At 64.7% G+C, this 4,590-nt stretch carries 3 protein-coding genes; 1 reads left to right on the top strand and 2 read right to left on the bottom strand.

Annotated elements, in window-relative coordinates; translation table 11 throughout:
- Window positions 1–1,179: 1,179 nt before the first annotated feature.
- Together ABIV12_RS16980 and ABIV12_RS16975 are read right to left on the bottom strand one after the other, a co-directional pair.
- A complete protein-coding gene (locus ABIV12_RS16980) occupies window positions 1,180–2,730 on the bottom strand; it encodes a choice-of-anchor Q domain-containing protein (protein ID WP_348061536.1) in 1,551 nt (516 codons plus the stop codon).
- 54 nt (window positions 2,731–2,784) lie between these two features.
- Window positions 2,785–4,173: a hypothetical protein gene (locus ABIV12_RS16975; RefSeq protein ID WP_348061534.1), complete on the bottom strand. Its 1,389-nt coding sequence runs from the start codon at window positions 4,171–4,173 to the stop codon at window positions 2,785–2,787.
- A gap of 140 nt (window positions 4,174–4,313) precedes the next feature.
- Between ABIV12_RS16975 and ABIV12_RS16970 the strand changes: the two genes are divergently transcribed.
- Window positions 4,314–4,590: ECF-type sigma factor (locus ABIV12_RS16970; protein WP_348061532.1), on the top strand; the 277-nt coding region annotated here is incomplete at its 3' end.

Below are 4,590 nucleotides of genomic sequence, written 5' to 3'. Positions count from 1 at the left end.
TCGACTTGCGAGCGCTTCGCAGCGAGCGTGCCGCACGCAAGGAAGGCGGTGAGGGTTTCGCGCAGCTGGTGTTTGCATACGATTACGTCGTCGTGGTGCCCGAAGGGCATGCGGCGGTGGGGTATGGCGACTGAGGGTCTGCTCGTCGGTTTCACAACTTGTGCGCCCTTGCCGGCCGACCGTTGGTCGTCCGGCCTACAACATCGAACGTATCCAGCGCAGTCGCTTCCTTGATCGCCTTTGCCGGCCGACCTTCGGTCGTCCGGCCTACGACGTCGACACGGGTCGGGCGTTGCTTCTCCCTCGTGCACGTGCGCCTGCGACGTCAGCGTGCGTCCGTAGGCCGGACGCGCGTTTTGCGGCCGGCGCTTCTCGCCCTTGGCGTGGATATCGCACACACCGAGTAGACACGTCGCGGTTTCCCGCTGCGGCGCGTTCGCGCGATGGTCATGGCTTTGCCGGGGTCATCGCAATGCGTCGCTACCAACGCGTCCATGAAAAGGGCGAAACATACTTCTTCACCGTGGTCACGGCCGGTCGATGGCCGTGCTTCGAGGCAGACGGTCACGTGCGGCTTCTCGGCGCTGCGATGCGAAGGACACGCACAACCCATTCGTTTGAAACCATCGCGATGGTTGTCATGCCCGACCATCTTCATTGCGTCTGGCGCTTGCCGCCCAGGGACGACGACTTCTCGCTTCGATGGGAGTTGATCAAAAAGCGATTCACGATCGACCTGCGCAACACATCTGCGGTTGCGCCGAAGCAAATCTGGCAACCGCGATTCTGGGAGCACCGCATTCGCGACGAAGCGAATTTCGCGGGGCATGTGGATTACGTGCACTACAACCCGGTAAAGCACGGATACGTCGAATCGCCGGGGGATTGGTGCGCGTCGACGTTTGCGCGCTTCGTGCGGGCGGGCGTTTACCAGGGGGACTGGGGTAGGACCGCGCCGCGAAATGTTGCAGGAATGAATCCCGAACAAGCCAATCGCCATGCCCGTTCCGGCCGACCTGCGGTCGTCCAGCCCACGACGCTGAACCCCGCAGGCCGGACGCGTTGTCTGCGGCCGGCGCTCTCCGTTGATCGTGCGCCTCCGCCGGCCGACCTCTGGTCGTCCAGCCGACGGGAGCACCGTAGGCCGGACGCGTTCTTCGCGGCCGGCGCTCGTGGCAATCAATCGAAGCTGTTGGCGAACACGAGATCGCCGAGATCGAACTCGTACGAGCCGATGTCGGTGGAGGCGCCGATCTCACGCGGGAAGCCAACCCCGCGTTGATCGAAATCAAGCGACCACGGATTGCTGCCGCCGTTGATCGCGGGACTTCCCGGCTTCAACTGGATGATGACGCGGCTCATGTCGAGGATGGCCGGAACGATCAGCGGATCGACGTTCTGGATCGTGTCGGATGGTGCGCTGACATGGCCGGTGTGGATCAGGTTGTGGCTGCCCGACAGCGTTCCGCCGCCGTCGACGTCGGAATACGTTGCCGTCTCGGGATCTCCGTTGAACGCGATCAGCGTGCTCTGCAACTCGATGTCGACGCCTTCGGCAAACAACCCCGAACCCGTGCCCGGCAATTGCTTCACGTTCCACGCGATGGAGCTGTTGGCGATCTTCACGTCGGAACCTGCAGCAAGAATTCCCGCGACACCCGGGCCGATGTTGCCGGCAATCGTGCTGTTCCTGATCGATCGCGAAAACCCGCTTCCGCGCATCTCGATGCCGCCGCCGGTGATCGATGCGTTGAGCGCGAACGAGGAATTGATGATATCGACGTCGCCTTGTGCGCGAACGCCGCCAGCCGATCCGAGATAGTCCTGGGTGACCGCGAAGTTCTGCAGCACGGCCGCTGATTGCGCGATGAATTCGCCACCCGCGTCGACGCCGCCCGCGTGCGCCTCGCCACTCTGTGCCTGCGCGACTCCTTGCGTCACAACGCTGTTGATCAGCGCAACTGCCGCCGGAGAGCTGATCGCGCCACCCGCCGAGTCGGTCATGGAGAGTGCTCTCGCGTCGCCCACCAGACTTGCGCTGAGCACCACGCCGCCGCTCGCATAAATCGCTCCACCACGCGCGGCACTGGTCGGCCCCACTGTGCCTGCAGCGCAATGCGTGACTTCCGAGTACAGCAGCCCGACGATACCCGTGGAGAAGATGCAGCCGCCGCGCGCGTCGGAGGCATCGGGTGAGGTCAGGTATTTCGCACCGTTCTGGATGCTCATGTGATCGAGCGTGAGATACGCGTTTCCAAAATGCGCGAGCACCTGGGACTGGTCGTCCGCGCCGATCGTGAAGCCGTCGGTCGGGCCCTGCAGCTTGAGTTGGTTCTGGGTGACGATCAGCGCGCCGGTCGTGAGGGTGATCGCGCTGCAGCCCACGGACGTCAGGTCGATGGTGTCACCGGAAACCGCATTCGTGATGACTTCGCGCAGGCTGCCGGGTCCGGCGTCGTTGCAGTTGGTCATCCCGACACTTCCGGGTGGAGGAAGGACCGCCGCATGCTGGCTGCGCACGGCGCGGAAGTCGCGCGAGGTCGCGTCGAGAGCGGTGCGGCGCGAGGGACCGTCGCCCGTCCACGCTGCGATGGCCGGTGGCGTCGCCGACAGGGAGTCGATACGCGCATCGCTGGCGCCTGCGTTCGCGCCGAGGGACAGCGCGAGCAACAAGCCCTGGGCGAGGATCGTTCGTCGGAACGCGGGAACTCGAAAAGCTTGGGTGTTCATGGAGGGAAGTCCTGGGGTCAGAGAAAAAGGGGAAGACTGTGTAATTGGAGGAACTCAAAAGCTGTCTGCAAAGATCGAGTCGATCGAGAGGCGCGTGACGAAGTCATCCGCGGTGCCGTCGGCGGTGATCACGCCGCCGGACACGATCAGCTGCGTGCCCTGCAACGCGACGCCGTTGAACAGTTGCAGCGACGGCGACGTCAGCTGCAGGTCGTAGGTTTTCTTTCCGCTGTTGCCGAAGCCGCTGTCGAGCGATCCGTCGACGTTGAAGCGCACGGCTGCAGCCAGCGCTTTCGTTGCATTGACCGCCGTGGCCGCATATCCGACCGCGACGAGCTTGCCGTTGCCCTGCTCGACGACGGACGTGATGACATCGGTGCCTTTCGGAATCTGGTTGAACGCGACGATGGTCTTGCCGCCGAACCCGAAGCCGGGGTCGAGGCTTCCGTCCGGAAACAGACGCACCATGGCCATGTCGTAGTCGACGGTTGCGTTGGTCGACATGTCGACGCCGCCGAACACCACGATGCGGCCGTCGCGCTGCTGCAGGAGCCCTGTCCCGACCGCGATTCCGCTGGGAGCCTGGCTCAGCGGGATCGTCAGGCGTCCACTGCCGTTGAAGTCGTTGTCGAGCGTGCCATTCGGCAACAGGCGCGCAATCGCGAACTCGTCGCCTTGTCCATCGGTGCCTGCGGCGCCCGAGACGAGGATGCGACCCTGCGCGTCGATCGCCAGGCCGTGACCGACATCCGCAGCGGCATTCGGAGTGGCCCGGGCGAAGTCGATCGTGACGCGACCGGTCAGATTGAACGACGAATCCATCGTTCCATCGGGCAGCAGGCGCGCAATCGCGAAGTCGGTGCTGGTGTCCTGCGTCGATGCGTACCCGCTGACGACGATTCTGCCGTCCGGCTGGAGCGCGACGTTCTGGGCCGACTCGCCGTCGCCGGCTCCGAGCTGGAATCCGACGGTGACCTTGCCGGTGCCGCTGCCGAACGTGGAATCGAGCGTGCCGTCCGGATTGAGGCGCGCAATGCCGAAGTCGGAGCCAGCGCTGCCGGAGGGATACGCGTCGCCGACGACGACGATCTTGCCGTCCGCCTGCACGGCGAGCGCGTGGCACGCGTCGAATCCCGCGGGGCTCGTGAAATCGATGACGACCCGACCATCGAAGCTGAAGCTCGTGTCGAGCGAACCGTCTGCATTGAACCGTACAACCAGCATGTCCTGGCCGGATGAAAGGCCCTCGTCGGCCCGCGCATCGCAGACGATCACCTTGCCGTCCGGCAGCACGATCGGGCTGGCTGCACCGACGACGCCGTGGTTGTGGGCGTAACCGACGCCGTTGCTGCCGAACGTGATGTCCTTGGCGCCGTCGGTCGCGTTCGCCGCAGCGGTAAACGCGAGTGCGGCGGCGGTGAGGACGAGGTTGAGCGAATTCATGTCGAATCTCCGGAACGTGGATGGAAGGCGGTGTCGCCGGCACACAGCGGCGGCTGTCTCTGGATTACGGGAATCGATCGAAAAGGGGCCACGCGTCGGCAAAGCCCGCGTTACACTCGCGCTGGAATCGAGGGAAACCCATGGCGGAACAGGTGCGTGCCGACCGGCCCGATGTGACCGCATTGCTGGCCGCGCTGGATCGTGGCGAGGCGGCGGCACACGACCGGCTGTTCACCCTCGTGTACGACGAGCTCAAGCGGATCGCGCGCGCGCATCTGCGCCGCTCTGGCGGTGCCGTCACGGTCAATCCAACCGCGCTTCTGCACGAGGCGTGGATCCGCTTCTCGCGGAGCGGTTCGGAGATCGAGGGCAGTGCGCATTTCTACAACGTGATCGCGCAGGCGATGCGCCAGACGC

The organism is Dokdonella sp., from assembly GCF_039926425.1.
Classification (GTDB): Bacteria; Pseudomonadota; Gammaproteobacteria; order Xanthomonadales; family Rhodanobacteraceae; genus Dokdonella_A.
This window is presented reverse-complemented; position numbering and strand designations above follow the sequence as displayed.

Bases quoted from the DNA above. Each gene is read 5' to 3' on its own strand.
- ABIV12_RS16980 (WP_348061536.1), bottom strand. From the start codon at position 2,730: ATGAACACCCAAGCTTTTCGAGTTCCCGCGTTCCGACGAACGATCCTC.
- ABIV12_RS16975 (WP_348061534.1), bottom strand. From the start codon at position 4,173: ATGAATTCGCTCAACCTCGTCCTCACCGCCGCCGCACTCGCGTTTACC.